The organism is Comamonas sp. C11 (assembly GCF_024496285.1).
Classification (GTDB): domain Bacteria; phylum Pseudomonadota; class Gammaproteobacteria; order Burkholderiales; family Burkholderiaceae_C; genus Comamonas; species Comamonas testosteroni_F.
The window spans coordinates 5,391,290-5,417,139 of sequence record NZ_CP101743.1; the positions used below are offsets into that span (position 1 = coordinate 5,391,290).

General features: G+C 62.0%; 26 protein-coding genes. 8 read left to right on the forward strand and 18 right to left on the reverse strand.

Annotated features, from left to right (window positions below):
- Positions 1-14: 14 nt before the first annotated feature.
- Positions 15-752: a uracil-DNA glycosylase gene (locus NOX35_RS24875; RefSeq protein ID WP_256495083.1), complete on the reverse strand. Its 738-nt coding sequence runs from the start codon at positions 750-752 to the stop codon at positions 15-17.
- A gap of 172 nt (positions 753-924) precedes the next feature.
- Between NOX35_RS24875 and NOX35_RS24880 the strand changes: the two genes are divergently transcribed.
- Positions 925-1,329 (forward strand): winged helix-turn-helix domain-containing protein, encoded by a 405-nt coding sequence (locus NOX35_RS24880; RefSeq protein WP_182284856.1) that lies wholly within the window; start codon positions 925-927, stop codon positions 1,327-1,329.
- A gap of 21 nt (positions 1,330-1,350) precedes the next feature.
- Here the strand turns inward: NOX35_RS24880 and trpC are convergent, their stop codons facing one another.
- The 6 genes from trpC to trpE all read right to left on the reverse strand — a co-directional run bounded on the left by trpC (position 1,351) and on the right by trpE (position 5,859).
- Positions 1,351-2,151 carry an indole-3-glycerol phosphate synthase TrpC gene (gene trpC / locus NOX35_RS24885; RefSeq protein ID WP_256495084.1) on the reverse strand — a complete coding sequence of 267 codons (801 nt, stop codon included), beginning with the start codon at positions 2,149-2,151 and terminating at the stop codon, positions 1,351-1,353.
- Positions 2,144-2,296, reverse strand: a complete 153-nt coding sequence (locus NOX35_RS24890) for a hypothetical protein (protein ID WP_176391566.1) — start codon at positions 2,294-2,296, stop codon at positions 2,144-2,146. The genes trpC and NOX35_RS24890 overlap by 8 nt, the downstream gene beginning before the upstream one ends.
- Positions 2,293-3,336, reverse strand: a complete 1,044-nt coding sequence (trpD, locus tag NOX35_RS24895; protein WP_256496961.1) for an anthranilate phosphoribosyltransferase — start codon at positions 3,334-3,336, stop codon at positions 2,293-2,295. Before trpD ends, NOX35_RS24890 begins: the two co-directional genes overlap by 4 nt.
- A 111-nt stretch (positions 3,337-3,447) precedes the next feature.
- On the reverse strand, positions 3,448-4,029 hold the full coding sequence (locus NOX35_RS24900) for an aminodeoxychorismate/anthranilate synthase component II (protein WP_034355070.1): 582 nt from the start codon (positions 4,027-4,029) through the stop codon (positions 3,448-3,450).
- A gap of 4 nt (positions 4,030-4,033) precedes the next feature.
- On the reverse strand, positions 4,034-4,363 hold the full coding sequence (locus NOX35_RS24905) for a chorismate mutase (RefSeq protein ID WP_182284858.1): 330 nt from the start codon (positions 4,361-4,363) through the stop codon (positions 4,034-4,036).
- The gene (gene trpE / locus NOX35_RS24910) at positions 4,360-5,859 is read right to left on the reverse strand and encodes an anthranilate synthase component I (protein WP_182284859.1); all 1,500 of its coding nucleotides are present in this window, start codon (positions 5,857-5,859) and stop codon (positions 4,360-4,362) included. Before trpE ends, NOX35_RS24905 begins: the two co-directional genes overlap by 4 nt.
- 443 nt (positions 5,860-6,302) lie before the next feature.
- On the opposite strand from trpE, the gene NOX35_RS24915 reads away from it, so the two are divergent.
- Positions 6,303-6,908, forward strand: a complete 606-nt coding sequence (locus NOX35_RS24915; protein ID WP_182284860.1) for a chalcone isomerase family protein — start codon at positions 6,303-6,305, stop codon at positions 6,906-6,908.
- 1 nt (position 6,909) lies between these two features.
- On the opposite strand, the gene speE is transcribed toward NOX35_RS24915, so the two are convergent.
- From speE to rpe, 3 genes are all read right to left on the reverse strand, one after another.
- Positions 6,910-8,175, reverse strand: a complete 1,266-nt coding sequence (speE, locus tag NOX35_RS24920; protein ID WP_256495089.1) for a polyamine aminopropyltransferase — start codon at positions 8,173-8,175, stop codon at positions 6,910-6,912.
- 138 nt (positions 8,176-8,313) lie between these two features.
- Entirely contained in the window at positions 8,314-8,997 is a 684-nt protein-coding gene (locus tag NOX35_RS24925) for a phosphoglycolate phosphatase (protein ID WP_256495091.1), read from the reverse strand.
- Positions 8,998-9,203: 206 nt separating this feature from the next.
- Positions 9,204-9,884, reverse strand: a complete 681-nt coding sequence (gene rpe / locus NOX35_RS24930) for a ribulose-phosphate 3-epimerase (protein WP_182284874.1) — start codon at positions 9,882-9,884, stop codon at positions 9,204-9,206.
- A 31-nt stretch (positions 9,885-9,915) separates the two neighbouring features.
- Between rpe and apaG the strand changes: the two genes are divergently transcribed.
- The 6 genes from apaG to NOX35_RS24960 all read left to right on the forward strand — a co-directional run bounded on the left by apaG (position 9,916) and on the right by NOX35_RS24960 (position 16,225).
- Positions 9,916-10,323: a Co2+/Mg2+ efflux protein ApaG gene (gene apaG / locus NOX35_RS24935; protein ID WP_256495092.1), complete on the forward strand. Its 408-nt coding sequence runs from the start codon at positions 9,916-9,918 to the stop codon at positions 10,321-10,323.
- Between the two features lie 19 nt (positions 10,324-10,342).
- Positions 10,343-12,310, forward strand: coding sequence for a site-specific recombinase (locus NOX35_RS24940; protein ID WP_256495093.1), 1,968 nt, complete (start codon positions 10,343-10,345; stop codon positions 12,308-12,310).
- Positions 12,311-12,372: 62 nt separating this feature from the next.
- The gene (thiL, locus tag NOX35_RS24945; RefSeq protein WP_256495094.1) at positions 12,373-13,350 is read left to right on the forward strand and encodes a thiamine-phosphate kinase; all 978 of its coding nucleotides are present in this window, start codon (positions 12,373-12,375) and stop codon (positions 13,348-13,350) included.
- A gap of 98 nt (positions 13,351-13,448) precedes the next feature.
- On the forward strand, positions 13,449-15,065 hold the full coding sequence (locus tag NOX35_RS24950) for a DUF4139 domain-containing protein (RefSeq protein WP_256495095.1): 1,617 nt from the start codon (positions 13,449-13,451) through the stop codon (positions 15,063-15,065).
- Positions 15,066-15,086: 21 nt separating this feature from the next.
- Complete coding sequence (locus NOX35_RS24955) at positions 15,087-15,680, forward strand: phosphatidylglycerophosphatase A (protein WP_256495097.1); 594 nt, start codon at positions 15,087-15,089, stop codon at positions 15,678-15,680.
- 23 nt (positions 15,681-15,703) lie between these two features.
- A complete protein-coding gene (locus NOX35_RS24960) occupies positions 15,704-16,225 on the forward strand; it encodes a CinA family protein (RefSeq protein ID WP_182284880.1) in 522 nt (173 codons plus the stop codon).
- On the opposite strand, the gene NOX35_RS24965 is transcribed toward NOX35_RS24960, so the two are convergent.
- Genes NOX35_RS24965 through NOX35_RS25000 form a run of 8 tightly spaced genes read right to left on the reverse strand, consistent with a single transcriptional unit; the run spans position 16,188 to position 25,849 of the window.
- The gene (locus NOX35_RS24965) at positions 16,188-17,714 is read right to left on the reverse strand and encodes a pilus assembly protein TadG-related protein (RefSeq protein WP_256495099.1); all 1,527 of its coding nucleotides are present in this window, start codon (positions 17,712-17,714) and stop codon (positions 16,188-16,190) included. The genes NOX35_RS24960 and NOX35_RS24965 overlap by 38 nt on opposite strands.
- Positions 17,715-17,769: 55 nt before the next feature.
- Positions 17,770-18,195, reverse strand: coding sequence for a DUF3613 domain-containing protein (locus tag NOX35_RS24970; RefSeq protein WP_256495100.1), 426 nt, complete (start codon positions 18,193-18,195; stop codon positions 17,770-17,772).
- Positions 18,196-18,212: 17 nt separating this feature from the next.
- Positions 18,213-19,877 carry a tetratricopeptide repeat protein gene (locus NOX35_RS24975; RefSeq protein WP_256495102.1) on the reverse strand — a complete coding sequence of 555 codons (1,665 nt, stop codon included), beginning with the start codon at positions 19,875-19,877 and terminating at the stop codon, positions 18,213-18,215.
- Positions 19,874-20,827, reverse strand: coding sequence for a type II secretion system F family protein (locus tag NOX35_RS24980; protein WP_256495103.1), 954 nt, complete (start codon positions 20,825-20,827; stop codon positions 19,874-19,876). The genes NOX35_RS24975 and NOX35_RS24980 overlap by 4 nt, the downstream gene beginning before the upstream one ends.
- Complete coding sequence (locus NOX35_RS24985) at positions 20,827-21,795, reverse strand: type II secretion system F family protein (protein WP_256495104.1); 969 nt, start codon at positions 21,793-21,795, stop codon at positions 20,827-20,829. Before NOX35_RS24985 ends, NOX35_RS24980 begins: the two co-directional genes overlap by 1 nt.
- Entirely contained in the window at positions 21,788-23,122 is a 1,335-nt protein-coding gene (locus tag NOX35_RS24990; protein ID WP_256495105.1) for a CpaF family protein, read from the reverse strand. Before NOX35_RS24990 ends, NOX35_RS24985 begins: the two co-directional genes overlap by 8 nt.
- Positions 23,119-24,456, reverse strand: coding sequence for a histidine kinase (locus tag NOX35_RS24995; RefSeq protein ID WP_232538064.1), 1,338 nt, complete (start codon positions 24,454-24,456; stop codon positions 23,119-23,121). The genes NOX35_RS24990 and NOX35_RS24995 overlap by 4 nt, the downstream gene beginning before the upstream one ends.
- 28 nt (positions 24,457-24,484) lie before the next feature.
- Positions 24,485-25,849: a type II and III secretion system protein family protein gene (locus tag NOX35_RS25000; protein WP_182284887.1), complete on the reverse strand. Its 1,365-nt coding sequence runs from the start codon at positions 25,847-25,849 to the stop codon at positions 24,485-24,487.
- Between the last annotated feature and the right edge of the window lies 1 nt (position 25,850).

Genomic DNA, 25,850 nt, shown 5'->3' on the forward strand with positions numbered 1-25,850 from the left:
ACAATCTGGCCATCTCAATAGCCGTGTCTGAGCTTGAACTCCCTGGCCTTGCCGAAGTGCCCGTTACCGATAAAGGGCACGGGAGGCCTCAGAGCCGATAGCGGCGAAGGGTGGTTGCTCATCAGCACCAGATGGCCACGATCCTGAGGAATGAACACACGCTTGGACTGGGCGTGCGAGCCCCAGAGCATGAAGACCGTGGGCCGCCCCTGCTCGGCAACATGCCGGATGACGGCATCGGTCAGCTCTTCCCAGCCTTTTTTGGCATGGCTTGCGGCTTGCCCTTCTTCCACCGTCAGACTGGTGTTGAGCAGCAGTACACCATGCTGAGCCCAGCTCACCAGACTGCCACCAGGCTGGGGAAAAGCCGGAAACGGCGTACCCAGCTCGCGCTGCATTTCCTTGAAGATATTCTGCAGCGATGGCGGCACGCGCACCCCGGGTGCGACAGAAAATGCCAGGCCCTCGGCCTGCCCGCGACCATGATAGGGGTCCTGCCCCAGGATCACGACACGCACATCCTCTGGCGGTGTCAGCTCCAGGGCCCTCAAGGGAGCCGGGGGAAAGATCACTGCGCCGGAATCCAGTCTTTGCTGCAAAAACTGCAGCAGCCCCTGGCCTGTGCTCCCTGCAAAAAAAGAGTCGACAACAGTTTTCCAGTCTGACGAGACAGGCCAGTCCTGCGGATCTGCACTCATCAACTGGGTAGGCGCAGCGGTGTTAGCACTCATGCTCTGGCTAGTGAAGTTCATGCGTGGATTTTCTCAACTTCCGCAGCCATCTCGAAGGATTTCCTCAAGGGTTCCCACCTATTTGGAGGCTCAAAATACCTGATTTCAGTGAGTGACACATTCTGACAATTTGCAAAGAATCGATTCCAACATAGCTGACCACTTGGCGGCTCGGGCTCACAAGGAGTTATTCATGCACACCTCTTCTGCCACTCACTCACAAGCCTCTGCCACGCAGGCCTTCTTTTCCTGTGCCCGTCCCGCGTTCACCTTGAGTCCCCAGGGCTTCAAGTTTGCTGACTGGGAGCTGAGGCTGCGCTCGCGCAGCCTCATCAGCGCTGCCGGGCATGAGGTGGGACTGACCAAGAGCGAATTCTCGCTGCTGCTGGCCCTGCTCAAACGTCCCAGGCAAATCATGAGCCGTGAGCAGATCATGGATCTGACACAGGCCGAAGATGATGTCTTTGACCGTGCCATTGATGTGCAGATGCTGCGCTTGCGCCGCAAGGTCGAAACGTCCGGCCGCGCGCCCACGCTGCTCAAGACCAAGCGTGGCGTCGGTTACTTTCTGGATGCCGATGTGCAGGTTCTGCGCTGAACCGGCACAGCCGCCCACCGTTTACTGAAACAACTGGGCCAGGGCCTCACCCGGCTCGCGGGCACGCATAAAGGCTTCGCCCACCAGGAAGGCGTCAATGCCCGCATCACGCATGGTCTTCACATCGTCCCGGCTCAGGATGCCGGACTCGGTCACCAGCAGGCGGTCGGCGGGCACATCCTTCTTGAGGGCAATCGTGGTCTGAATATCGACCTCGAATGTGCGCAGATTGCGGTTGTTGATGCCCACCAGCGGCGTCTTGAGCTTGAGAGCGCGCTGCAACTCCTCGCCGTCATGCACTTCCACCAGCACATCCATGTCCAGGCTGTGCGCAATCTGCTCCATCTCGGCCATCTGCGCGTCGTCCAGGCAGGCGGCGATCAACAGCACGCAGTCGGCGCCCATCACACGCGATTCGTAGATCTGATAGGGGTCGACCATGAAATCCTTGCGCAGCACCGGCAGCAGCGTGCTCGCGCGGGCCTGCTTGAGATAGTCGGGTTGCCCCTGGAAGAACTGGCGATCGGTCAGCACCGACAGGCAGGCAGCACTGATCTTGCCATCGCCCACCATATAGCTCTGGGCGATATCGGCGGGATCGAAATCGGCTCGGATCACGCCCTTGCTGGGGCTGGCCTTCTTGACTTCGGCGATCACGCCGGCCTGTCCCTTGGCAATCTTGGCACGGATGGCGCCCACGAAATCGCGCGTGGAGACACGGCTTTGCGCATCGCGGCGCATCTCGGCAAACGGCACGGCCTTCTTGGCGGCAGCAACTTCCTGGACCTTGACGTCGCAGATTTTCTTGAGAATGTCAGACATGGTTTTCCTTGTTGGTGGCGTCGGCGCGCAAGACCTTCATGATGACGCGGTGCATGCCTATGCCCACCACGATGAACAGCAGGGAGACACCCAGCACGATCCAGGTGCCGGCATCACTCCAGATGGGCGCATCCAGCAGGCTCATGCCGCAGCCTGGCCGAGCTTTTGCGAATAGGCCACCAGCTCCTGGAGCTTGGCCAGTGCCGCGCCGCTGTCGATGGCCTGTTGTGCACGCTCCAGGCCCTCTTCGATCGAGCCGGCCACATTGGCGGCATAGAGGGCGGCGCCGGAGTTGAGACAGACGATATCGCGTGCCGGACCTTGCACCCCCTGCAGCACGCCCATCAGCATGGCCTTGGACTCCTCGGGATTGTCGACCTTGAGCGAGCGCGTGCCCGCCATGCGCAGCCCGAAGTCCTCGGGATGGACCTCATACTCGCGCACCACGCCGTCCTTGAACTCGCCAACCAGCGTGCCCGCGCCCAGACTGATTTCATCCAGGCCATCGCGACCATAGACGACCAGCGCATGCTCGGCACCCAGGCGCTGCAGGGCACGCACCTGAATGCCGACCAGGTCTTCGTGGAACACGCCCATCAGGATATTGGGCGCGGATGCCGGGTTGGTAAGCGGGCCCAGAATGTTGAAGATGGTGCGCACGCCCAGTTCCTTGCGCACAGGGGCCACGTTCTTCATGGCCGGATGATGGTTGGGCGCAAACATGAAGCCTATGCCCACATCGCGTATGCAATCGGCGATCTGTGCGGCGTTGAGGTTGATGTTGACGCCCAGCGCCTCCATGGCATCGGCGCTGCCCGACTTGCTGCTGACGCTGCGTCCGCCATGCTTGCTGACCTTGCCGCCCGCCGCCGCGATCACAAAGGTAGAGCAGGTGGAGATATTGAAGGTGTTGGCGCCGTCGCCGCCGGTGCCGACGATATCGACCAGATTCCTCTTGTCGTGCACGTTCACCTTGTTGGAGAACTCGCGCATCACCTCGGCCGCAGCCGAGATCTCGCCAATGGTTTCCTTCTTCACGCGCAGACCCGTGATGATGGAAGCCGTCATCACGGGCGAGAGCTCGCCGCGCATGATCATGCGCATCAGATGCAGCATTTCGTCATGGAAGATTTCACGATGCTCGATGGTTCGCTGCAGCGCTTCCTGGGGAGTGATCATTGCAATACCTCACTATGCTTTTGGGAGCTTTTTACGCATACCAATACTTGATTTCCTATTGTTTTTATTCTGAAATCAAGCATTGACATGCGCTAGCAGCTATCAATAAATCTGTGGTTATTTCTGGTCGAGAAAGTTCTTCAGCATGGCATGGCCATGCTCGGTCAGAATGCTCTCGGGGTGGAACTGCACGCCCTCGATAGCCAGTTCGCGATGACGCACCCCCTGGATTTCACCATCTTCGCTGGTTGCGGTGATTTCAAGGCATTCGGGCAGCGTGCTCCGGTCTATGACCAGAGAGTGATAGCGGTTGACCGTGAACTGCCTGGGCAGGTCGGCAAACACGCCCTTCTGGTCGGTGCTGATCACGCTGGTCTTGCCATGCATCTGCTGGCCCGCCCGGATGATGTCGCCGCCAAAGGCCGCGCCGATGCTCTGGTGCCCCAGGCACACGCCCAGAATCGGCAGCTTGCCCGCGAAATGCTTGATCGCCGCCACCGAGATGCCCGCCTCGTTGGGCGAGCAGGGGCCGGGCGAGATCACCAGCCGCTCGATGCCTTCGCGCGCGATCAGCGCCTCGACTTCGGCCACCGTGGTTTCGTCATTGCGCACCACGGTCACCTCCGCGCCCAGCTCGCCAAAGTACTGGACGATGTTGTAGGTAAAGCTGTCGTAGTTATCGACCATCAGCAGTTTCATGGTCTTACTCCCCTGATTTCCTGGGTTCACGCAGCCGCGCAAATTCCTGGTGTTCGTAGGCGATGCAGGCTTCCATCAGCGCGCGATAGACGGTCTCCATCACATCGGGCTGGCCGCCCTCCTGCGCTGTGCGCTCACGCACGCGGCTGACGATGGCTTCGATACGCGCCTCATCGCGCACCTGGCCCACGTCACCCTTGATGCGCGCCGCCTGCTGCATATAGCCGATGCGCGTGACCAGCAGCGGCACGAGTACATCGTCTAGCGCATTCACATTGCGGCGTACATCTTCCATGGTGGTGCAGTGCTGCACCAGATCAATGGCTTGGCTCATTCCAGACCTTCCTCAACCAGTTCTGCGGCGCGCAGCAGGGCGCGGGCCTTGTGTTCTGTCTCTCTCCATTCCAGCTCGGGCACGGAGTCGGCCACCACGCCGGCAGCGGCCTGCACATAGAGCACGTTGTCCTTGATGACGCCGGTGCGGATCGCAATCGCCAGATCCATGTCGCCGGCAAAGCTCAGATAGCCGCAGGCGCCGCCGTAGATGCCGCGCTTGCTGGGTTCGAGCCGGTCGATGACTTCCATGGCATGCACCTTGGGAGCGCCCGTCAGCGTGCCGGCGGGGAAGGTGGCCTTGAAGACGTCCATATTGTCCATGCCGTCCTGCAAGATGCCTTCCACATTGCTCACGATATGCATGACATGGCTGTAGCGTTCCACGGCAAAGGCTTCGGTCACCTTGACGCTGCCGGTCCTGGCAATGCGGCCGATATCGTTGCGCGCCAGATCGATCAGCATCACATGCTCGGCACGCTCCTTGGGGTCGGCGATCAGCTCCTGCTCGGTGGCCTTGTCGGCCTCCACCGTATTGCCGCGCGGACGGGTGCCGGCCAGGGGGCGAATCGTGACCTTCTGGCCATCGGGCGTGCGCTCCTGGCGCACCAGGATCTCCGGGCTGGCCCCCACCACATGGAAATCTCCGAAATGGTAGAAGTACATATAGGGACTGGGGTTGAGCGAGCGCAGCGCGCGGTACAGCGACAGCGGCGAGGCCGTGAAACGCTTGTGAATGCGCTGGCCCACCTGCACCTGCATGAAGTCGCCCGCCGCAATCAGCTCCTTGGCCTTTTGCACGGCGTCCAGATAGTCCTGCTTGTCGAAGCTGCGCTCTGCGGGATAGCTCTCACCGGCTCGAATCTGCGGCGCGCTGACGGAATAGCGCAGCTGGTCCTTGAGCTGGCGCAGTCGCTTCTTGGCGCGGGTATAGGCTTCGGCCTCGCCGGGGTTGGCATAGACGATGAGATAGAGCTTGCCTGAGAGGTTGTCGATGACGGCGACCTCTTCGCACTGCAGCAGCATGATGTCGGGCGTGCCCAGGCTGTCGGGCGGACAGCTGCTCTCCAGCTTTTTCTCGATGTAGCGCACGGCGTCATAGCCGAAATAGCCGGCCAGACCACCGCAAAAACGCGGCATGCCGGGCGTGACGGCAACCTTGAAGCGCTGCTGATAGGCTGCGATGAAGTCCAGCGGATTGCCGCCGGCTGTCTCCACCACCTTGCCATCCGTCACTACTTCGGTCCTGGCTTCAGGGCCAAAGCCCGAGGCGCGCACAAAGCTGCGTGCCGGCAGGCCGATGAAGCTGTAGCGGCCGAAGCGCTCGCCGCCGACGACGGATTCCAGCAAGAAGCTGTACTTGCCGTCGCCATTGGCATGGGCCAGCTTGAGATAGAGGGAAAGCGGGGTTTCGAGGTCGGCAAAGGCCTCGATCAGCAGGGGGATGCGGTTATAGCCTTGGGCCGCAAGTGATTTGAATTCCAGTTCCGTGATCACGGGAGAAGCTCCGGGAGTCATGGCGCATGGTGCATCTGCACGGATTGACTACGGGCAGATGACGCGTTTGAAGAAAGGATGCGCCGGTTCATTCCAAGTGGCCCGAAGTATGCAACGCATGGGGCCGCGGGGTGCACGCCGGGCTCGTGCCGGGTGCTTCAGCAGTTCAGATGTGCAGGCTTACGCCAGGGCCAGGCTCCCCGGTCTCCACAACCTGCATTGAACGTGCGATGAATGAACATGATGCGGACAGTGTAGCGCATAGCGCCGCCGCGCAAACAATAGCGCACTGATGCCGTGCAACGCCCCCTTGCTGGGGACAGACCTGATTGCAGCAATCACGGACAAAAACAAACATACCGCTTTCACCGGAACGCTCGCCCACGGCGTGCAAGCGAAGCGGTCACCAGAACTGCTCGGCCGGAAATCACGAGGAGACAGCCATGCCCAGTGCCCGTTTGATGCCAGCCTTGCTGCTGGCAGCCGCTCTTGCCTGCCCGGCCTCTCAGGCACAAGGCATGCCCTCCGAACCCGTGAAACTTCACGGTGTCATCTATGCCCCCAGCTTGCAGTCCCAGGGCAGGACGCTGGAACTCAATGGCGCAGGCACCCGCTACAAGGCCGTCTTCAAGGTCTATACCGCCGGCCTGTACCTGGAAAAGCCGGCACGCAGCCTGCAGGAAATCGCCGCCCTGCCCGGCCCCAAGCGCATCAGCGTGACCATGCTGCGCGATATCGACTCGGCCGAGCTGGGCAAGCTGTTCTCGCGCGGCATGGAAGACAATATGGAGCGGGCCGCCTTCTCCAAGCTGATTCCGGGGGTGATGCGCATGAGCGAGATCTTCACCCAGCACAAAAAGCTGCTCGCAGGCGAGAGCTTCATGGTGGACTGGCTGCCCGGCCAGGGCGCCATCGTGACCGTCAAGGGCCAGCCTCAGGGCGAGGCCTTCAAGGAGCCCGAATTCTTCAACGCCCTGCTGGGCATCTGGCTGGGTCCCAAGCCCGCCGATCAGCAGCTCAAGAAAGCGCTGCTGGGCGAGGCTGGCTGACTCACTTGAGCAGCTCGCAGTAATAGTTGGGCAGTGCAAACAGTGCGCCGTGCACCTGCTCGTTGTAGTACTGCAGATCCCGCACCTTGCGCTGCCTGAGGCGTTCGGCCAGCTGCGGCGCCTTCAGCTCCAGCGGATCGAGCTCATCGGAGGCCACAGCCAGCCCCCAGTAAGCGCCGTAAAGCGGAATATAGAGGCCGTAGCAGCGCACCACGGCAAACTGCTGACGCAGGCTGCGCACCAGTTCGGTCACCTGCGGGCCGTGGAAGACGGGGCTGCCCAGATGCAGCACCAACGCGCCGCCCGGAGCCAGCACGCGCTTCATGCGTGCCAGCGCGTCAGGCGCATACAGGGCGCTGGCAGGGGTGTCGGGATCGGTCAAATCCATCAGCGCCAGATCGAAGCGCTCATCCGTTGCCTCCATCAGGGCCAGACCATCGCCTATGCAGACCTCGACACGGGCATCATCGAGCGCACCGCGATGCACGGCTTGCAGATGCTGGCGCGAGAACTGCACCACGGCCTCGTCCAGCTCTGCCAGCACCACGCGCTCGATGCTAGGGTGCTTGAGCAGCTCCTCGGCGGCCCCGCCATCGCCGCCACCCAGAATCAAGGCCTTGCGCGGCGCGGGATGGGCCATTGCGGCCGGGTGCACCAGGGCCTCGTGATAGAAAAACTCCTCGCCCTCGGAGGTCATGAAGCGATCGTCGAGACGCAGCACCTTGCCGAACTGCGGCGTCTGCAGCAACTCCAGCTTCTGATACGGGGTCTGCAGCGTCTGCAGCGCCGTGGCGCGGTAGCCAAAGCGTGCATGGGGCGCGAGCTGCTCCTGGGCCCAGCCGGATTCGGGCCCGGGTACAGGCTCCACGTCATGGTCTGCCGGCTGCGCCATGCCTATGTCGCCGCGCATCAATTGCTGACGCAACACCTTTTTGGGCGCGAAAGCGTCGATCACGCCTTCCATCAGACTGCGGGCCTTGCCCGAGTTGTCGGCGGAAAAATTGCACACATAGACGTCGATGGTGACACTGCCCGTCTCGGGCCAGGTATGTATGGCCAGATGGGACTCCGCCAGCAACACCGTACCCGTCACCCCGCCGGGCTGGCCTTCATAGGGCGGGAACTTCACCCAGGTGTCATCCACGAGGGTCAGCCCCGAGGCCGCAGTCTGTTCGCGGCAAAGGCCGGCGATGGCGTCGGCATCGAGCATGTAGCGCTCGGAGCCTGCGCATTGGTAAAGGTCGGCAGTCAGGTGCAATCCGTGCATGTGGCGTGAGTCCCCCTTCGTTCTCTGCCGGCTGCAAGGCAATGCACGAGCCGACATTGGTTCAAGCAAAGCAAATGACTCTAGCAAATATGCTTATCCGCACTCTTTCTTGCCAGATATGTGGACCAACAGGCGACATCACACCACAAGCTGCTCCAGCGAATCCAGATGGGCCCTGGCCTCGACCGCCGTGATGGGCTGGCCGTGGTTGTAGCCGTAGGTCATCAGCACCACGGGGCAGCCGGCGGCATGGGCGGCCTGGGCATCGTTGCTGGAGTCACCCACCATCAGCGTGCGTGCGGGTTCGCTGCCCAAGGCCTTGCAGGTCTCGACCAGCGGCATGGGGTCGGGCTTTTTGCGCGGGAAGGAGTCGCCACCGAACACACAGTCGAAAAAGCCGTCCAGTCCCTTGGCGGCCAGCAGGGGCTGGGCAAAGGACAAAGGCTTGTTGGTCAGGCAGGCCATGCGCAGGCCCAGGGACTGGAGTGCCCGCAGACCTTCGGCCACACCTGGATAGACATCGGCAAACTGGCCGTTGATGGCCAGGTAATGGTGCTCATAACGCTGCCAGGCCTGGGGATACAGGGCATCGATGTCCGGTGCCTCCACATGAGCCAGTACGGAACGGATCAGGTGCTCGCTGCCCTTGCCCACCATGTTTTCGATGATCTGCGGCGCTATGGCCGGCAGTTGCAGATCGGCCAGCATGCGGTTGAGCGCTTCGGCGAAGTCCCCCAGCGTATTCACCATGGTGCCATCGAGGTCGACCATGACGGCATCCAGTTCCAGAGCGGCGGCGGGAGCAGGCAGATTCAGCTTCATACAACTATCAATTCAATAGCTGCATGCGCTCATCAATATTGGGCTTGCAGCCAAAAATACTAAAACCCTCATATCCCGACTCCAAAAGCCGCGCTCGTGCATCAAGCGCAGCCGAAGCCAGGACAGCGAGCAAGACCCAGGCGGACTTGCCGCCTTGGTAAAAAGGAGCTGCCCCCGGTGCAAGAGGCGCAGTTCCTCAGGGGAAGTTACGCAAGATTCTTGCGCATGGTGTCGATGACAGCCTTGTAATCCGGCTTGCCGAAGATGGCACTGCCAGCCACAAAGGTGTCGGCGCCGGCATCGGCCACGGCGCGGATATTGGCTTCCTTGATGCCGCCATCCACTTCCAGGCGAATGTCCTTGCCAGAAGCATCGATCAGCTTGCGGGCCTTTTCGATCTTACGCAGCGTGCTGTCAATAAAGCTTTGACCACCAAAGCCTGGGTTCACGCTCATCAGCAGGATCAGATCGATGTCTTCGATCATCCAGTCCAGCACCTCCAGCGACGCTGCGGGATTGAACACCAGACCGGCCTTGCAGCCGTGGGCCTTGATGTTCTGCACGCTGCGATGCACATGCGGCGATGCATCGGGGTGGAAGCTGATGTAGTCGGCACCGGCCTTGGCAAAGGCGGTGGCGAGATCGTCCACGGGCTGCACCATCAGGTGCACATCGACGGGCACGGGCTTGCCATCGGGTGTGACCGAATGAGGCTTCAAAGCCTGACAGATCATGGGGCCGAAGGTCAGGTTCGGCACGTAATGGTTGTCCATTACGTCAAAGTGGATCCAGTCGGCGCCAGCCGCAATGACATTACGCACTTCTTCACCCAGACGGGCGAAGTCGGCTGACAGGATGGAGGGGGCAATACGGTAGGTGGGGCTCATGGTTTGCAATTGTCGCAGTTACCATTAGCTCATGCCGATGAATGAGTTTCTGGTCCAAGTCCAGCCCGCCTACCTGCCCGAGCAATCCGCCCCGGCTGCAGGCGTCTATGTGTTTTCCTACACCATTACCATCACCAACACGGGTGAGGTGCCGGCGCAGCTGATTGCGCGGCACTGGATCATCACCAACGAGTTGGGTCATGTCGAAGAGGTCAAAGGCCTGGGCGTGGTGGGCCGACAGCCGCTGCTGCAGCCCGGCGAATCCTTCGAGTACAGCAGCGGCTGCCAGCTGCGTACGCCCACGGGCACCATGCGGGGAAGCTATCTCTGCGTGAACCACGAGGGCGAGACCTTCGAATGCGAAATTCCGCTCTTCGTATTGCAGATGAATGAGTCCGGCGACCCCATGCCCATGCCCGAAAAGCGCGTTCTGCACTGAGGCGAGTACCCACATTTGCATGAAGAAAAGCACTCTTGATCTGCCCGGCCTGCTCGCCTCCCTGGACCCCAATGCAGGCCTTGCGCAACGCCATCTGTGGCTGATTTATCTGGCCGAATGGATTCGCGCGGCGGAGCCCTCTGTAGAAGGTGCCGTGCAGCGCGTCAAACAGGTCGTCGAGGCCTTCGAGGCTGACCCCGAAGCCCTGGCCCGGCTGCGCCGCTGGAGCCAGACGCTGATGGAGACGGTGGACATCACCGCCCTGCTGGCCGATTTCGGCTTTGCGCCGCGCACCGCCATGGCCAGCGAGGTGGCCGAGCGCCTGCGCTACAAGCTGCTGCCCAGCACACCGGAGACCGAGGACGCCTCCGAGCTGTTCATGCTGGTCTTTCCCGACCGCTTTGACGCCCGCTGGCTGCATGCGCTGGACAGCCAGCTCATGGCCCGCATCACCACCTTGCTGACCCCGCAGCAGCTCGAAGAAGGCGTGAGCTTCTGGGAGCGCAACCTGCTCGACGCCATCACCTATTGCGCGGGCCAGATTCTCTCCACGGGGTTTGCCCCAGAGCTGCGCCTGCGCATGAGCGAGCAGGCGCGCGAGGAAAAGCCGTTTCATGCGCTGATCCACGATGTGGAAAACCTGCGTGTGGAGGTCATGCTGCCGCTGCGCACCACCGACAGGCGCGACGCCGCAGCCGCCCAGCTGCGCGAGCGGCTCGAGGCCTGCCGCGCCGCCGTGTCCTCGGTCTACTCCTATGTCGAAGCCGAAGGCATTTCCGTCGGCCTGATCTTCCGCCTGCGCCAGGTGCGGGCGCGCATTCTGCGCATTCGCCGCCTGCTCGATTGCCTGCTGGCAGAAGACCGTGCCTACGAGACGTCCGAGCTGCTCTCCAACCTCGTGGCCGTGGGCATAGAGCGGCGCAGCGTGCGCGCGCTGATGTCCACCAACTCGTCGCTGCTGGCGGCCAAGGTGGCCGAGCGCAGCGCCGAAACCGGCGAGCACTACATCACCCGCGATGGCAGCGAATACCGCAAGATGGTGGCCAAGGCTGCGGGCGGCGGCCTGGTGATGGCCTTCACCACGCTGGCCAAGTTTGCGCTGTATGCGCTGGGCCTGTCCGTCTTCTGGTCTGGGCTGGCAGCAGGCGTCAACTATGCCATCAGCTTTGTGCTGATCCAGATGCTGCACTTCACGGTAGCCACCAAGCAGCCTGCCATGACGGCGCCGGCCATGGCCGCCAAGCTCAAGGACATCCAAAGTGATGGATCCATCCAGGAGTTCGTCGATGAGGTCGCCCATCTGGTGCGCTCCCAGGTGGCCGCCATCCTGGGCAACGTGCTCATCGTCTTCCCCGGGGCACTGCTGCTGTCGCTGGGCTATGCCTATCTGGTCGGTCATCAGGCGCTCAGCACCCCGCATGCGCGCCAGGTGCTGGACTCGCTGAGTCTGCTGGGGCCGTCCGTGCTCTTTGCCGCCTTTACCGGCGTGCTGCTGTTTGTCAGCAGCCTGATTGCCGGCGGTGTCGAAAACTGGTTTGTGCTGCGCAATATCGATTCGGTGATTCGCTACAACCCGCGCATCACCCGCTTTCTGGGCACGGCTCGCGCGGATCGCTGGGCGCGCTTCTTGCGCAAGAATGTCTCCAGCCTGGCATCCAATATCTCGCTGGGTTTCATGCTGGGCCTGGTGCCTGCGTTTGCGGCCTTCTTCGGCCTGGGACTGGAAGTGCGCCACGTCACGCTCTCCACCGGCCAGATCGGCGTCGCCGTGGCATCCCTGGGCTGGGAGGTGCTGCATGACGACCTGCTGTGGTGGGCCGTGGCCATGCTGCCCTTCAATGCGGCGCTGAATGTGGGGGTGAGCTTCTACCTGGCCTTCCGCGTGGCCCTGCGTGCCCACAACGTCAGCGGCGTGGACCGTTCGCGCATCTACAAGGCCATACGCCAGCGCTTCTGGCGCAGGCCGCTGAGCTTTTTCTGGCCTTGACCTTTAACCGCCGCCGACCAGCGGCCCACCAGGCCGCAGCATCGCGGGCGGCCAGAGATTTCATGGGTGAATTCGATCTGATCCGCCGCTATTTCCAGCGCCCCGTACGTCGCGCCGCCCTTGGCGTGGGCGACGACTGCGCGCTGCTGGCCCCGACCTCCGGCATGCAGCTGGCCATCTCCAGCGACATGCTGGTCGAGGGCCGCCACTTCTTTGCCGATGTGAACCCGCGCCTGCTGGGTCACAAGGCTCTGGCCGTCAACCTCAGCGATCTGGCCGCCAGCGGCGCCAGGCCTCTGGCATTCACACTGGCCCTGTCCCTGCCCAGTGCCGATGAAGCCTGGATCAGCGAGTTTGCAGCCGGTCTGCTGGCCCTGGCCGATGCCCATGAATGCGAGCTGATCGGCGGCGACACCACGGGCGGCCCGCTCAATATCTGCATCACCGTGTTTGGCGAAGTCCCTGGCGGCCAGGCCTTGCTGCGCAGCGGCGCCAGGGCCGGCGACGAGATCTGGGTCAGCGGCAATCTGGGCGATGCACGCCTGGCACTGGAGGCCATGCTGGGCCATGTGCGCTTGCCTGCCGAGCTGCTGCAGCAGACCCGCCAGCGGCTGGAAGCACCGACGCCACGCGTAGCCCTGGGCCTGGCGCTGCGCGGCATTGCCAGCAGCGCGCTGGATGTCAGCGACGGCCTGCTCGGCGATCTCGGCCATATTCTGGAACTGTCCAGCGTCGGGGCCACGGTAGACAGTCGCTGCGTCACGCGCTTGATGGCTGCGGCCGCCTATCCGCAAAGCGGTGCATGGCAGTTCGATTCAAAGCTGCAGCAGCAATGCACACTGGCAGGCGGCGATGACTACGAGCTGTGTTTTACCGCCCCCGCAGCTTGGCATGACCAGGTGCTGGCGGCAGGCGCAGCCAGCAGCACGCCGGTGCATTGCATAGGCCGTATCGATGCCGAACCGGGCCTGCGCGTGATCGACGCAGACGGCACCCTGCAGCAAAACCGCTGGAAATCCTTCGACCACTTCGGCAGCTGAACGCCGAGCACGCGGACAGGAGGCGGCCGGCACCTGACAAGCGGCGCGCCAAGAGCCCTGGGTTAAGCTCAAGCCCTCACTGTCCACAAGAGCTGCCAATGCGTTCAAGCCGTCTTCTGCCCGTGTCCATGGTCTGTGTCGCAGCTGCTTTGCCCGGGATCGCCCTGGCCGACGCCAGCAGCCTCAGTGTCTCTGGCAATCGCGCGCCCATCACAGAAGTCACGCTCTATCCCGGCATCGCCGCCGTACAGCGCGAGGCACGCATCGACGCCCAGACCCGCCTGCTCAGCTTTGAATGCCTGCCCGCCAGCGTGGATACGCAGAGTCTGCAGATCAGCGGCGACGAAGGCGTGCGCGTGGGTGAGATCAAGACCCTGATGCAGTCCAGGCAGATGGCTGCCAAGGAATGCACCAGCCCGCTGGACCAGCAGATTCGCAGCCTTGAGGATCAGCTCGCGAACATCGAGGCCGAAGAAGGAGCAGCCAGGCTGGTGGGCGATTTTCTGCAGGGCATGAGCAAGCCCGGCGACGACGCCAGAATCAACCCCGCTCAGATCGCCGGCACCAGCCAGGCCCTGCGCCAGACCAGCCGCGACAACAGCCTGCGTGCTCATCAGATTCAGCGCCAGAAGCAGGATCTGCTGGCGCAGTTGCAGCCTCTGCGCCAGGAGCGCGACCGCACGGGCTCCGAGCAGTCTCAGGTCATGAAAGTCAGCGTGCAGCTGGCCAGCGCACGCGCTGCCAATGTGCGACTGAGCTATCAGGTGCGCGGCCCCAGCTGGCAACCCAGCTACCGTGCACAGCTGAACACTGCCAGACAGCAGGTGCAGCTGGAGCGCCAGGCCCTGGTCGTGCAGGCCAGTGGCGAGGACTGGAGCAATGTGCGCCTGCGCCTGTCCACCGGCCAGCCCGGCCGCAGCACCCAGGGTGTCATGCCGCGCCCCTGGGCAGTGGATATCGCCCAGCCACTGCCCCCCGCCGCTCCGGCACCAGCCCCCGTCGCCATGCTGGCGCGCAGCGGAGCCAAGGCCATGCGCGAAGAGGCAGCGGCATCCGACTTGCCGGTGCTCGATGTCTCCAGCATCGACACGGCCTACAGCACGCAATTCATCGTGCCGTACAAGATCAGCGTACCTTCCAGAGCCGAGCGCATCACGCTATCGCTAGGCCAGGAAAATCTGGCCGCCAGCTTGCTGACCCGCACCGCGCCAGCCATGGAAGAGGCGGCCTATCTGATTGCCACGTTGCAGGCTCCGTCGGGCATCTGGCCCGCAGGCCCGGTAGCCCTGTTCCGGGACGAGGCACTGGTTGGCAATGGCAGACTGGACTTTGGCAACGCCCAGGCGCTGGCCCAAGGGCTGTCTTTTGGCCGCGATGAAAATGTCGTGGTGCGCCGCCTGCCTGCGCAAGGCCATACCGGCAGCGGCGGCTGGGCCAACAGCAAGACCGAGCGCAGCATCGTGCGCAGCTACGCCGTGGAAAACCGCCACAACCAGCCCATCGCACTGCAGGTGCTGGACTCAGCCCCTGTTTCGCGCAACGAGCAGATCAAGGTGCAGTCGCAGTACAGCCCGCAGCCCGCCACCACCAGCTGGAATGCGCAAAACGGCATGATTGCCTGGGAGCAGAATCTGGCCGCCCGCAGCACGACCCAGTTCCAGGCCACGCACCAGATCCGCTTCCCCGAAAACCAGCCCATCACCGGCCTGCAATAAGGTAGCGCGTATCATCACTTCATGACGGATGATTCATCAAACAGCGCTGCAGCGCGTGCCGATATTGCGCAAGAAGCTATCAATAACAAAGCACGCCCCGGCATGAGTGCGGCGGGAATCGCCCACCCCAGCGTGAAGTTCATGCTGCAACACCCGGCCCATCTGATTGCTCTGGGCTTTGGCTCCGGCCTGCCCCGCGTCGCCCCCGGCACGGTGGGCAGCCTGTGGGCCTGGCTGGCCTATCTGGTGCTGGCACTATGGCTGAGTCCGGCACAGATCGGCTGGCTGATTGCCGCCAGCATTCCCGTAGGCTGGTGGGCCTGCACCGTCACCGCAAAGCATATGCGCGTGGCCGACCCCGGCCATATCGTCTGGGACGAAGTGGTCGCCATGTGGATTGTTCTGTGGCTGTGCGTGCCCATGGGCTTCTGGGGTCAGCTCACCTGCTTTGCGCTGTTCCGCTTTTTTGATGCCGTCAAGCCCCAGCCCGTCAAATGGGCCGACCGTCTGTTCAAAGGCTTCGGCCTGCGCGGCGGCTGGGGAATCATGTGGGATGACCTGGTAGCCGCTTTCTGCACCCTGTTGGTGGTCGCCCTTTGGCGACATTTCTTCTGACTGTGCAAGCCATGGAGGAGACGATGAGCAAACAAGAAGCCCATATCGGAGAACTGGTGCAGCAGCTGGCAGCCAGACTGACCGAAAAAGGCTGGATGCTGGCCACCGCCGAAAGCTGTACCGGCGGCATGATTGCAGCGGCCTGCACCGATCTCGCAGGCTCCAGCCAGTGGTTCGAGCGTGGCTTCGTGACCTACTCCAACGAGGCCAAGACCGAGATGCTGGGCGTGCCCGCCGAGCTGATCGCCAGGCACGGCGCCGTCAGCGAAGAAGTCGTGCGTGCCATGGCAGAGGGCGCCATCCGTCACTCACGCGCCCAGGTCAGCATTGCCGTGACGGGGGTTGCGGGCCCGAGCGGAGGCTCTGCCGAAAAGCCTGTGGGGACGGTTTGGGTGGGCTGGGGCGTTCACAACACCATCCATAGCCAGTTGCTGGAGCTGAGCGGCAGCCGCACCAGTATTCGCCTGGCGAGTACCAGCCAGAGCCTTCAGCACCTGTTGTCTGCCATCATTCCACCAGCACCACATGGCGCCCAATGCAATTGAGCTGAGCGCCGATATCTGTCTGGGCCAGATTTAACCCCAGCAGATTCAACACCAGATTCAACACTGCATCCAGCACCGAAGTCAGCGGGGCAAGAACCAGGGCCAACAAAGCGCCAAGCAAGCCCAGCTGGTCGGTCAGAGACTTTATCAAGCTATCAACCAAGTTGCTCTGATATATGGTTGCCCATTTGGCAGGCTCACTCAGATTCGGAGGATTCTGATAGTCCAGCCTCTGGGCTTTGGAAACCACCGGTATTGTTATCTCTACAGGTATTGTCAATTTGGGAACCAGAGGTAGCGGAAGAATGTCGACCGCGCCCTTCAACGCAACCGTTCCAACTCCCGTCACGCCATTCACGGTCATGCTTTTCTGAGGCGAGCACGTATGATCCGTCAGCAAGGCACTGCCTTGCGCCAGCTTCACATCCAGAGACAGACTGGCAGCGACCAGCGCCAGATTCAGTTTCAGCCCGGTCACCAGATCGATCTGAGATGTCTTGGCCTCAATCCTGTCTCTTACCGGATCACCTATTGCGCTTTGGGGCGGTTCAATCACTTTCAGATTCAAACCCACCCCCACCAGACCCAGGTTGACATTGACGCCGACCTTAGCCGCATTCTGGCTGTTGGCGAGTTGCGCAACACTAGTCACCAGGTCCAGAACATTCACATCCGTTCTCAACGCCTCGGATCCGAGCCCTGTGCCCAGCTTGAGAATATCCTGCAGTGCAATTTGAATATTGCCGACCCCCAGCGCCAATGCGTTGAGCGCATTGACAGCCGCCAGACTGCCTTGCTGTGGCAAGGCATCCAGCATTGCCAGCATGACCTTGTCCAGCGTGACCTTGGTCTTTACGACCTGGTCGTAGTCACCGACATTCAAGCCAGCCCTGACTGCCAGGGCATCAAAAAAACTCAACAAGCTGATATTCGAATTGGCAATGCCCTGCCATCCGGCAACACCGAGATTGATCTTGCCTCCAAGCAATCCGCCCACCACGGCGTCCAGGAGGGCAGACCTTTCCGTATCCAGTGTCAACAGGGTCGAGCGCACGGATAGTCTGGCGATCCTGGCCGACTGCATTGCTGTGGCCTGGGCCGATATCTGGCGCCCGCTTTCAGCTCCGGCTGCAAAGACAAACAGGAACGGCACTGTCCTCTGAAAAGACACCCGGCACGCATTGATATCGCTGACCTTGCTGGCGCTGCCAAAGAAGGGGCTTGCGCTTTTGTCCCAACGCCCGGCCTGTGCAGTCACGAGCTCGGAAACCACGCTACCGTTGAGCCGCAGATTTCTCTCTGCATTGGTGCGACAGGAGGTCTGGTCCAGAGCACCACTGGCGCCCGCCAGAGCCGCCAGATCCGCAATCTTCTGCAGCTCGCGCCTTTGCCAGAACACATTGCCGATATCGATGGTTGCCAGGCAGATCACGGCAATCATCAGCCAAAGCGCCCCCAGCGTCGCCACGGAACCCGATTGGCGACGCATGCGAGCACGGCTCAGGCCTGTTGCAAATGACTGCATGCAAGAACCCTGTGGCCGCCTAACGGCTGCCGCCGGCTTTACTGCTCACCTGTGTTTCCGAGCTTGCCGGGATCTTGTGGGTAAAGCTCTCCAGATAGCGCTGATAGCTGCGCTGGGCCACATCGCTTGTCACGGGATAGGCGTTGCGCGATGCGTGCTGGCCGCTGGCCTGCAGCGCCAACAGATAGCTGGTGGCGTCGCCCACACGATTGCTTGCCGGCGGTGTCAGGGAAGCATTGCCGGGAGCCGGAGTCTGCGTCACTGCGGCCTGTGCAGTTGCTGCGGGCATCGCTGCCGCACTTCGGGGTGCACTCATATCGCTCACGCCCGTACCGGAGCCGGTACTGCCGCCGGCCTGCGCCAAGGCGGCCGAGGCCATGCCGAGAGCCATCAACGCCAGGGTGAATGCGCGGGCCCGTTGGGTGAATGCTGTCTGCGTATTCATGGGGACTCCTTGAAGGTTCAGGGCCAGGCACGCTCGGGCGCACTCTGCTTGGCAGAAGCTGCAGGCTTGCTGCCGGCATCTTCATCGGGTGTTTCAAAGAACAATCCACTCGCCGCTGCGCGCTGGGGCAGCATGGCTTGCACGACCTGTTTGCCGCCGGATTCACCGGCCTGGCGAACGGCGACAGGATGTGCCGCAGCCATCACCACTGCAGCCTCCGGCAACGATCTTGTCGCTCGCGCGGGCTGGCGCGCGATCACGGGCTGCGCTGCAGGCTCGGCGCGCGAAGCCGGTGCCGGCTGCATCTGCTGCAGCTTTGCGGGCATTGCCTCCGTCAGCAAAGACTGTGCCGGCTTGTGTGCCTCCTGCCTGGCGGACAGAGAAGCCGTCGCCACGGTCGCCTCCAGCAGCGGCGCCGTTTTCGCTATCAAGACAGGAGCCCTTTGCGCCTTATCTGCGGTTACTTCAGGCTGCTTTGGTACTGAGGTCCTTTCCAATGGAACAGTAGCTGCTACATCGACAGGAGCATCTGATGCCTGCACAGGAACAGGCGGCGCGTAGGCATAGGTTTGCGGAGCCGCCTGCATGAATTGGCTCACCCCCTGACCGGGGTGACGCGGCCTTCCTGCATCAAAGCTGCTGCCGGAGACCATCCACTGACCACCGCTGGGCGCCCGCTCCACATTCCGCGCCACCAGAGGCTGCGCTTGGGGCCGCGGCAACACAGCGGTAGGAAATGGCACAGACTCCGCTGCCTTGACTACCACTACCGGAGCCTTGGCGGCCTCAGGCTCCGGTGCGGACTTTTTTGCGGCGGGCACCTCCTGCGCTGCAGCAGGCTCCGGCACTTCGGCGGATTTCCCGGAACTGACCACGGCCTCGGGGGCCGTCTTCACTTCCGGACGGGAAAGGTTGACAACCTTGCCGGTCGCAGTCGCGGCAGGCTTTGCTGCTGCCAGGCTTGCAGTCCTCGCCCACTCCCCGGCCTGCTCCTTGACCAGTTGCTGGGTCTGTGCGTCCAGCTTGCGCTGGCGCATGAATTCCTCGGCCTGCGCGCTCTGGCCGCTGACCATCATGAACAGGCTCAGATTGACGTTGACCTGCGCATCCTCGGGATTGAGCTGAGCCGCCTGCATCAGGGGAATGCGCGCTGCGTTCAGATCATGCGCACGCAGATAGGCATAGCCCAGATCGGTCAACAGGCGCGAGTCCACAGGATTGCTCATGCGCGCCTGCTCCATCTGCTGAGCGGCACTGCGAAAGTCGCCCTGCTCTGCTGCCACACGGCCCAGGCCATAGCGTGCAGCACCATCCTTGGCGCTGCCGAGCAGGCCCTGGTAAATGGGGATGGCCGCACTGAGCTGACCCACCTGACGCAATGCATCGGCGCGCAACAGCCGCGAATCGCTGGAAGCGCCCCATTGCTTGTCCAGTGCATCCAGGTGCGCGATGGAGGCATACCAGAGCGACTTGGACTGCATCTGCTTGACCAGAGAGAGGTAGGTGTCCTGCGTGTCGACCACAGCCTCCTTCTCCAGCGGCATGTCTGCCGCAGCCTTGGCCGCCGGCGACAGCGCGGGCTGGTTCTGCCCCAGCAGATTGCCCACGCTGGAGCAGCCCGCCAGCAGTGCCATGGCTGCGGTCGCCAATGGCAGCATCAGATATCGGCTTTCTTTTTTCATTTGTTTATCCCCCCCAATGCCTTCATCACGGCCAGAAAGCCGGGTCCGGCAGTCACGATGATCAGGGCCGGAAGCAGCGTCAGGACCATGACGCCTGTCATCTTGACCGAGATCTTTCCTATCAACTCCTTCATCTTGGCCTTGCGCTGCTCGCGCAGACGCTCGCCAAAAATGCGCAGAGGCTCCTGCACGGCTCCGCCGTATCTGTCGATCTGAATCATCAGCGATGTCAGATTGGCCAGGTTGTCGTTCTGATAGACCTCGCTCATGCGAGCAAAGGAACGCTCGCGCGTGCTGCCCCGGCTGTACTGCTGATTGGCCAGCTGTATCTCTCGCGAAAGCACGGGCATGACATTGCCGAAATCGGAGCCAATGACCTGCAGGGTCTGGTCAAGACTCATGCCCGTGCCTTGCAGCAAGCCCAGCAAATCGACAAACAAAGGCAGCTCGCGGGCAACGCTGGCCCTGCGGCGGCGCGCCACGCTGCGCAGCACCCATTTGGGAAGCAGGAAACCTATGGTGAATGCTGCAAACAGGTAGAGCAGAAAATGCTTGTTACCTGAAAAAACAAAGGCAGCCAGCAGTAAAAGCAATACGGAAACCACGCAGCGTGCTATCAGGTATAGCAGCTGCGCGCGAGTCGATCCCCAGCCACATTTGCTCAGCAAAATGCGGTCTTCCTGCGCCACCAATGCCTTGCCCAACGATGTATTGAGCCAGTGCGCAGGCAGTTCGCCATCGCCGTTGAGCGAGCGCAGCAGATCTGCGGGCTTGGAAGGCACTGCAGCCCCGTTCGCGGCAGCAGCACCGCTGCGGCTCAGTGCATCCTGCACCACCTGACTGCTGCGCTCACGGCGCTGATGCGCATAGGCAATCAAGACTGCACCGATCAGCGCAGCCAAGGCCAGAAATGCCACGCTCAGCATCAGCAAAAGACGGGATGTCTCCATCAATCGCCCCCCTCGTCGAGCTTGGCCATGCGGTAGAGCAACAGCACACCAAAGACCTGCAAAGCAGCCGCCGCCCAGATGATGTTGCGACCACTGGCGTCATTCCACATGTTCAGAAAGTAGCTCGCATTGAAGGAAATGATCAGACAGCATACGGCCACCGGCAGCAGGCTCAGCACCCAGGCCGACATGCGCGTTTCGGCTGTCATGGCAGACAGATCCTGCTCGGCCTGCTCGCGGTCTCGCATGAAATTGGCCACACGTTCCAGCAGCAGATCAACCCGGCCACCATAACGAACGCTGATGCGCAGAATGGCGGCCAGCAAATGCAACTCGTCCAGTCTTGTCTGTCTGGCCACATGGGCCACCGCGTTCTCCAGGTCCATGCCCGCACGAGCCAGACTGGCAGCTTTTTCCATGATCGATTGCAACGGGTCTTTGGTGCTGGCCGCTGCCATCTGGAAGGCCGCCTGAACGGAGTTGCCAATCGTTACCAAACGCACCGTGTTGTCAAGAAAGCCGGGTAACTGCTGCGTGAGCCTGACGCGAAACTTCTGCGCCCGCGCGTAAAGCCAAAAGAAGAAGCCAATCCCCAGCACCACCAGCGCGGCACTACCGGCCAGCCAGCCGACCGCAAGACCAACTGCCAGAAACGTCGCAGCAATCAGGACCAGCCCGCCATAGAAAACTCCGGCACTAACTGTCCCCAACAAGATGGCGGGAACCGGCCAGCCGGTTCTTTTCTCATTGCCCAGCAAGGCATCCGCCACCGAGCCATCAAACGCCGATGCCGCTGCATCCTTGGTGACAAACCCGGCGGCGGCGGCCGCGCTTTTTTCCAGGCTCTGCTCCAGATGCCTGGTCATACGCTGTGTCCTCTGCTGCCGACGGGCAAACATCCACAGTGCCACGGCGGCTGCAGCGATCAGCAGCGCCAGACTCAGGAGCAAAAACGCATGGCTAGCCATGGCGCAGTCCCGAATGGTTTGCGCCGTTGCCGCCCGCGTGCTGCAGCACCGCACGATAGCGCGCCAGCTTGGGCGTATGTGGCACCATGCCCAGCGTGGTCCAGCGCTCCAGATCCTCGCCGTCGGTCTGCGGCAGCAGCTCGTGACGATAGAGCTCCTGCGTGGCAATCACGCTATCGGTGATGCCCGTGACTTCGGTGATCGATGTAATGCGCCGTTTGCCATTGGGCAGGCGGCTGATCTGCACGATGAAATCGAGCGCATTGGCAATCTGGCGGCGCAGGCTGACCTCGCTGCCCTGAAAGCCCGCAAAGCCCGCAAGCATCTCCATGCGGTGCAGACACTCGCGAGGAGAGCTGGCGTGGATGGTGGCCATGGAACCGTCGTGACCGGTGTTCATGGCCTGCAGCATTTCCAACACTTCCGCGCCGCGCACCTCGCCCACCACAATGCGATCCGGGCGCATGCGCAAGCTGTTGCGCAGCAGATCCCGAATGGAAACCACTCCAGCGCCTTCAAAGCCACCGGGACGGCTTTCCATGCGCACCACATGCGGGTGAGGCAGCGTGAGCTCGGCCGTGTCCTCAATCGTCACCACCCGCTCATTGGCGGGGATAAAGCCCGCAATCGCATTGAGCATGGAGGTCTTGCCGCAGCTGGTGCCGCCGCTGATGAGAATATTGCAGCGCTCGCGCACCGCCAGCTCCAGCAAGCGAGCCATGCCTTCGTCCATGGTGCCGAAATCGACCAGATCCTGAACGCGCAGCGGATCATTGCGAAACTTGCGTATGGATACCGCCGGCCCATCCAGCGACAAGGGCTCTATCACCACATTGATACGCCCTCCATCCGGCAAGCGCGCATCGACCATGGGCGTGGATTCATCAAGGCGGCGGCCCAGCGGGGAGATGATGCGGCGCACGATGCGCAGCACATGGGCGTTGTCGGTGAAATGCAAGGCCTCCTGCTGCAAAATTCCCTTGCGCGAGACAAAGACGCGCTGATAGCCGTTGATCAGAATGTCCTCGACCTCCGGGTCGGCCATCAGGTCATCCAGCGGCCCCAGCCCGGACAGCTCCTTGTTCAGGGCCTGCGCAATCCATTGCACCTCCTCGTCATTGACGGGAAAGCGCTGCTGACGCACAAACTGCTCCAGCTCCTGGTGCACAAACTGGCGCACACGGCTGGTTGACCACTTGGCAAACACCGCACCCAGTTCCTCCACACGCGTGAGCAAATGCTCGTGTGCGACGTTCTTGATCAGCAGCAGCTGCTTGGAGTCCGAAAAATGACTGCTTTTTTCGGCGAAAACAATGTCCATGCTCATTCGCCTCTCCTCAATCGCTTGGCCCATTGCCCCAAAACTCCCGACGCTGGCGCCGCGACCTTGTCAGCCACCACCGCTCCGCTCAGCAATGCTCTGGCCATGCTTCTGACACAGGTCACATAGGGATCACCGCGCAGCGATTGCGACAACAGCTGACCGCAGCTGGCGGCATTCAGCAAAACCGTGGACCGATCCGGCACCACATGCAGCAATTCCAGGCCAAGGCGCTGCGCGACCTCTTTGGCGGGCAGGCCGGCTTGCGCATTGAAGCGGTTGAGCACCAGCTTGAGCGTGCTGCGACTCACGCCCTTGGCATCAAGCTCCTTGAGCATCTGCGCCGTAGACACAATGCCTCCCAGCGACTGGTCGCAAACCACCCAGCCCTGCCCGCTCTCGCGCAGCAAGGGCGCCAGAAAATCAGCCTGCACCATGCCGCCCAGATCGATCACCTGCACCCCAAGCAGGCTTTTGAGCGTGTTGACGACACCCGCTGCAGCCGCAGGGCTGACTTCGCGCAGCATGCCCAGATCGGAAGGCCAGGCCAGAGTCACAGTGCCTGTGGAGTGCTTGGCAAAGGCCGATTCGATCAATGTCGCGTCCAGGCGGCGCGTATTCTGAACCGCATCCACAAAGCTGAAGTCACCCGCGATGCCCAGATACAGCAAGCCATCACGTGCAGGCAAGCCCAGGTCCAGCAATGCTGCATGTGCGGACTCATCCAGCGGCAACTGACTTGCGCCAAACGGCCTGGCAACCTGCTTTCTGTTCTTGCTGCCTCGCACGTCATAGGCATGCATTTCCTGGAGCATCACGGCCAGATGCGTTGCCAGCGTAGTCACACCCATCCCTACACGTGCCCCCAGCAAAGGCAGGGAGAAGCCTTTGGTTTCCGGCTCCAGCGCCACCGTCGCAGGCAGCTGACGGCGTTCATGCATCTGATGCCTGATGGCCGCATTGGCCTCGGCTTCGGACGCATCCCAGTCAATGAATTCAACCACGCCACAGCGCAGGGCCGCACGCATGGAAGCGGGCTCGGCAGCAGAGCCGGACCCCATGATCACCACGCCGGGGAAACTGGCGCGCAAATCGCTGACCAGGACGATGGCAGCCTCCGTCATGGGAGTCGAGAAATCCACCACCACCACGCCAAGCCCAGGCGCCGAAATCGCAGTGTGAAGCGTTGCCAGATCGCCTGCCACCGGTATCACTTCCGCATCGCTGCCCAGAGCACTTGCCAGCCAGAAAGCGTGCGATGAGGACTGCGTTACCAGCACCACGCGTGCATTGCCGCGCACCGCCCCTGGCTGCGCGGTATTGAGCTGGGAAGAGTCCATGCGCATATTCATGTCTCTACTCTGGCACTCAGCGCGAGAAGCCCGGCGCCACGCTGGACGACAGGCCACCCGCCACCCATGGACCCCACACCGCAGGATCACGCTGCTCGGTGCGCCCGGGCAGCAGCGGCTCCACATTCACATCGCGAGCCAGCGGCTTGACAAGGCGCGGAGTCACCACAATCGCCAGCTCGCTCTCCTTTCGCTGAAACTCCTGACGCTTGAACAGCACACCCAGAATCGGGATATCGCCCAGCAAAGGAACCTTGTCGGTACCCGATGTGGTGTTGCGACTGACCAGGCCGCCAATCACAAAGCTCTCGCCGTCACCCAGTTCCACCGTCGTGTCGGCACGGCGAGTGGTGATGGACGGAATGGTCGCGCTGTTCAGAACTATGGTGTTGGCGTAGTCCAGTTCGCTGGCCTCAGGCGCCACCTTGAGCACGATGCGATCGTTGGACAGCACCGTGGGAGAGACCGTCAAGCCGATGCCGTAAGGCTTGTACTGAATGGCCACCATGCCCGTGCCTGCAGGCACGGGAACCGGCACCTCGCCGCCCGACAGAAAGTTGGCGCTCTGGCCGGACAAGGCCACCAGGGTCGGGGCCGCCAGCACCCGCGCCAGATTATTGCCTTCGAGCATGCCGATATTGACACCGATGCCGGCCTTGTCGAACTGCATCAACAGGTTGAAGGCCTGAGTCAAAGGGTTGGCGGTCGCGCCTGTCGTGGAGCTCCCGCCGCCTGAGCCATAGGAGCCCCGCCCAAAAATGCCAAAGCTGAAGCCAGAGCTGTTGGGAGAGGTGCTGAACAGATTGAGACCCACCTTCTTCATCTGGGTCTTGTTGAACTCAACCACCTTGACATCGACCTGCACCACATTGCTTTTGAGCTGGACGCTGGAGAGATCGACGGTCTTGGCCTTGTCGGCGGATTGCGCATTCGCCAGCTCGCCGGCAAATTGCTGCTCTATCAGGCTGGAGGCCTTGGCCGTGCGCAGTTCCACCCGCTGCTGCACATTGAGCATATAGGTCTGCGCCTGCGCTTCACCACGCGGCCAGACCATGAACGATGTGCTGCCAGGCTTGAGCGGATTCAGCAGGATCTTGGCGGCAGCCCCCTTGCCCGCACGCTTGATATGCACCGCCGCAATCGTGTCGTCGCCGATGGCAATGCGCTCCACACCGCCGGGCAGGTCCAGCTCATGCTGCGCGCCCATCACGAGCTTGATTTCCCTGGATGCTGTTGCTCGCTGCGCTCTGCTTTCGCCCGCATTGGGCACTTGCTGCGCAAGGGCCGGGACAGTGACGGCACTCAAGGACAGGCCGTAGAGCAGATACAGCGGCTTCAGCGAAAAGGTGCGGGATGCGATTGAAACAGTCTTGTTATTCATA